This window comes from Dehalococcoidia bacterium, from assembly GCA_035310145.1.
GTDB lineage: Bacteria > Chloroflexota > Dehalococcoidia > CAUJGQ01 > CAUJGQ01 > CALFMN01.
Genome location: DATGEL010000059.1, coordinates 1 through 4,198, shown reverse-complemented (window position 1 = coordinate 4,198; position 4,198 = coordinate 1). Strand labels below are relative to the sequence as shown.

The window sequence follows — 4,198 nt, the reverse complement described above, 5'->3', positions numbered from 1 at the left end:
CTCGATCTGCACCTGGAGCGCATCGGCCGCTTCAATCCGACGCTCAACGCGATCGTCTCGGCAAACTTCGGCAACGCCCGCTTGGCCGCGAAGGCGGCGGACGCGGCGCGGGGCCGGGGCGAAGACGGCGCCCTGCTCGGCCTGCCGCTGACGATCAAGGACTGCATCGACGTGGCCGGCCTGCCCAGCACCGCGGGCATGCCCGACCGCGCCGCGCACCGTGCCGAGGCGGACAGCGTGCTCACACGGCGGGTGCGCGCGGCCGGCGCCGCGATCATGGGCAAGACCAACATCCCGCCGATGGCCGGCGACTGGCAAGCGAACAACCCAGTCTTCGGCCGCACAAACAACCCGTGGGATCTCGAGCGCACGCCGGGCGGCAGCACGGGCGGCGGCGCGGCGGCGCTGGCGGCGGGGCTGACGCCGCTGGAGTTCGGCAGCGACATCGGCGGCTCGATTCGCGTGCCGGCGGCGTTCTGCGGCGTCTACGGCCACCGGCCCAGCGAGACGGCGCTGGCGCGCAGCGGCCACTACCCCGGCAGTCCCTTGCCCAACTGGGCCACGGTCATGGGTGTGCAGGGGCCGCTGGCACGCAGCGCCGAGGATTTAGAGCTGGCCTTCGACGTGGTTTCGGGCCCGGAGATCGGCGAAGACGCGGCCTGGCGGCTGGAGATTCCGCCGGCGCGGCGGGAGCGGCTGGCGGAGTTCCGCGTCGCCGTACTGCCGCGCATTCCCTGGGCGCCGCTCGACGACGAGATCGCCGCGGCGCAGCAACAACTCGCCGATCGGCTGGCGGCCGTGGGCGCGACCGTGAAAGAGGCGCTGCCGCCGGAGCTCGCCGACCTGCGGGAGCACCACAGGGTCTACCTCGGACTGCTGGCCGTGATGATCTCCGCCGGGATGCCCGAAGACGTGCGCCAGGGAGCCGCCGCCGCGCTGCAGGCCGGCGATGAGTTCGACGCGGCGGAGGGGCAGGGCTTCGTCGCCACGGCGCAGCAGTACTTTCGCTGGCATGGCGAGCGCGAAGGCTTCCGCGCCGCCTTCCGCGCCTTTTTCCGCGACTGGGACGTGCTGCTGGCGCCGATCACGATGACGCCGCCCTTCCCGCACGTCGATCCGGAGATCCCTTTCGGCGAGCGCACCGTACATGTGAGCGGCAAACCGGAGAAGTACCGGCTGAACGTCGTCTACCCCTCGCTGACCATTCTCTGCGGCCAGCCCGCCACGGCCTTCCCGGTCGGGCTGACGACGGGCGGGCTGCCGATCGGTCTGCAGGCGATCGGGCCGTACCTGGAGGATTACACCCCGATTCGCTTCGCCGGACTGGTCGGGCGAGAGTTCGGCGGCTTCCAGCGCCCGCCGGGGTACGCGTGAGCCGATGGCCAATCTGGGGCTGCCGGCCGCGGCCGTTTGCGAGCCGCGCGTCGCTGAATTGCGTGGCGGCTGGTCCACTCGGTACGATACTAACGTCAGGTAAGTTGATTCCTGGTCCGTTGCCGGCGTGCGGTGCGGAGGTGAAATCCATGAGTAACGAGATATACGCCGAGATCGAGGCCGCGATCGGGCGCGGCGAGCCCATCGCGCTGGCCACGGTGGCGCAGACGCGCGGGTCGACGCCGCGTAAGGCCGGAGCCAAGATGGTCGTGCGGCCGGACGGCTCGTTCTTCGGCACGATCGGCGGCGGCTGCGGCGAGGCCGAGGTCTGGCAGCGGGCGATGGACGTGCTCGAAGGCGGCCAGCCGGGCATCGTCAGCGTCGATCTGACCGAGCCGGTGGACGGCGAGGACAAGATCTGCGGCGGCGTGATGGACGTTTTCGTCGAGCGCATCGACCCGGAGTAGGGGCCAGCGGCTGACAACCCGCCGCCCTCATCGCACTCGGCCTCGTTGCCGGGTGAAGACGTGATTCCCAGAGGCAGACAGCAGCGTGTTCGAATCGATCGAAGCGGTCCAGTCCGCGCTGGCCCGCGAGCAGTACTTCGCGGACCGCGCCATGGCGACGACGGTCTTCCTCGCCGACCGCCTGCGCAAGCCGCTCTTTCTCGAAGGCGAGGCGGGCGTCGGCAAGACGGAGATCGCCAAGGTTTTGGCCCGCGTCTTCGGCACGCGGCTGATTCGCCTGCAGTGCTACGAGGGCTTGGACGCCAACCACGCCCTCTATGAATGGAACTATCCCAAGCAACTGCTGCGCATCAAGCTGGGCGAGGCGGACGGCCAGCACGGCGACGACCTGGGCCGCGCGATCTTCTCCGAGGAGTACCTGATTCGCCGGCCGCTGCTCGATGCGATCGCCGACAGCGGCGCCGTGCCGCCGGTGCTGCTGATCGACGAAGTCGACCGTGCCGACGAGGAGTTCGAGGCGTTCTTGCTCGAAGTGCTCTCCGACTTCCAGATCAGCATCCCCGAGCTGGGCACGATCCGCGCTGAACGGCCGCCGTTTGTCGTGCTCACCTCGAACCGCACGCGCGAGATTCACGACGCACTCAAGCGCCGCTGCCTCTACCTGTGGATTTCGTACCCCTCGTTCGAGCGCGAGCTGGAGATCGTGCAGGCGAAGTGTCCCGGCATTCAGACGGCGCTCGCCGGGCAGATCTGCGGCTTCATGCAGCAACTACGCCAGCGCGACTTTTACAAGCGCCCCGGCGTGGCGGAGACGATCGACTGGGCCTCGGCGCTGATGCTGCTGCACCGCGATCATCTCGACGCCGCCACCGTGGAGGAGACGCACTCCTGCATCTTCAAGTACAACGACGACATCGAGGCCTTCCGCCAGGGCAACGTCGCGGCGATGCTCGAGGCGGCGGGCGCCGCCGCGGCGGCGCTGTAGGCACGGGCGGTTTGGTTCCTTGACCAGCGTGCCCGGTCCGCCGCACGCACTTTCGCTGGAGAGCGAGCTTGCCGAGGCGCTGGGCGAGCGCGGCGGCTCGCTTGCGGCGAACCTGATCCGGTTCGGCCGCGTGCTGAAGAACGCCGACATCGACGTGACCAGCGGGCGGCTGATCGACGCGGCTCGCGGCCTGGCGTTGCTCGACGTGACGCGGCGTGACGACTTCCGCATCGCCCTGCGCGCCAATCTGGTCTCGCGCGTCGAGGACTATCCGCTCTTCGACCTGCTCTTCGACCTCTTCTGGCGCTCCGAGCGCGCTTCCGCGGGCACGATGCCGCGCACGCGCTACAGCGACGCACCGCCGTCGAGACCGCGGCGCGGCGGCCGCGACGGCACGAAGCTCGCGCCGGTACAGACGCGCGTCGCCTACGAGCCGGAGGGCGACAATCCTTCGGCCACCTACAGCAACGCCGACCTGCTCACGGCCAAAGACTTTTCGCAGTACAGCGGCGACGAGGTGAAGCGGGCGCGGCGGGTGATTCGCCAGCTCGCGCCGAAGCTCGCCTCGCAGCTCAGCCGGCGCACGCGCGTGGCGCCCAGCGGCGGGCCGGTGGACCTGCGCCAGAGCCTGCGCCGCTCGGTGAAGCACGGCGGCGAGGTGTTGGACCTCTACCGCCAGCGGCGACGCGTCAGCTCGCTGCGGCTGGTGGTGCTCTGTGACGTCAGCGGTTCGATGGACCTCTACTCGCGCTTCCTCGTGCAGTTCCTCTACGCGATGCAGGCGGAGGTGCGGCACGTTTCGACCTTCGTCTTCAGCACGCGGCTGAACGAGGTCACGCACCTGCTGAAGACGAAGACCTTCGCCGAGGCGCTGGCGCGGATTCGCGAAGAGGTCGATTCCTGGTCGGGCGGCACCAGCATCGGCGCCAGCCTCTACGCCTTCGACCGGCGCTACGGCAAGACGCGGCTTTCGGGCCGCACGGTGGTGATCATCGTCAGCGACGGCTGGGACCGCGGCGACACGACGCTGATCGCGAAGGCGATGAGCAGCATGCGGCGGCGGGCATACAAGATCGTCTGGCTGAACCCGCTGCTGGGCGGCCGCGACTACCAGCCGCTGGCCAAAGGGATGGCCGCCGCGCTGCCCTACGTCGATTACTTCCTGCCCGCGCACAACCTCGAAAGCCTCGTGCGCCTGGCCCGCACGCTGGTCTACCTGGCTCGGAAGTAGTGAACCGCCCCGGGTTTAGTGGAGACTCGAGTTATTGGGAAGCAGCCAAGGGAAGCTGCTGCTCCGCATAGTAGAGCGCCTCGAACTCCGCTGGCGGGAGCATGCCGAGCTCACCGTGGAGTCGGCGCTGGTTGAACCAGT

4 protein-coding genes are annotated in these 4,198 nt (G+C 69.3%); all 4 read left to right on the top strand.

Annotated features, from left to right (window positions below; translation table 11 throughout):
* A partial coding sequence (locus tag VKV26_11845; GenBank protein HLZ70582.1) for an amidase family protein occupies positions 1–1,374 on the top strand: 1,374 nt, incomplete at its 5' end.
* A gap of 149 nt (positions 1,375–1,523) precedes the next feature.
* Entirely contained in the window at positions 1,524–1,841 is a 318-nt protein-coding gene (locus tag VKV26_11840; GenBank protein ID HLZ70581.1) for an XdhC family protein, read from the top strand.
* An 85-nt stretch (positions 1,842–1,926) separates the two neighbouring features.
* Positions 1,927–2,826, top strand: coding sequence for a MoxR family ATPase (locus tag VKV26_11835; protein HLZ70580.1), 900 nt, complete (start codon positions 1,927–1,929; stop codon positions 2,824–2,826).
* A 28-nt stretch (positions 2,827–2,854) separates the two neighbouring features.
* Positions 2,855–4,057, top strand: a complete 1,203-nt coding sequence (locus tag VKV26_11830) for a VWA domain-containing protein (GenBank protein ID HLZ70579.1) — start codon at positions 2,855–2,857, stop codon at positions 4,055–4,057.
* Positions 4,058–4,198: the final 141 nt, after the last annotated feature.

Excerpts from the sequence above, each read along its gene's own strand:
- VKV26_11840 (HLZ70581.1), top strand. The coding sequence starts at position 1,524 with ATGAGTAACGAGATATACGCCGAGATCGAGGCCGCGATCGGGCGCGGC.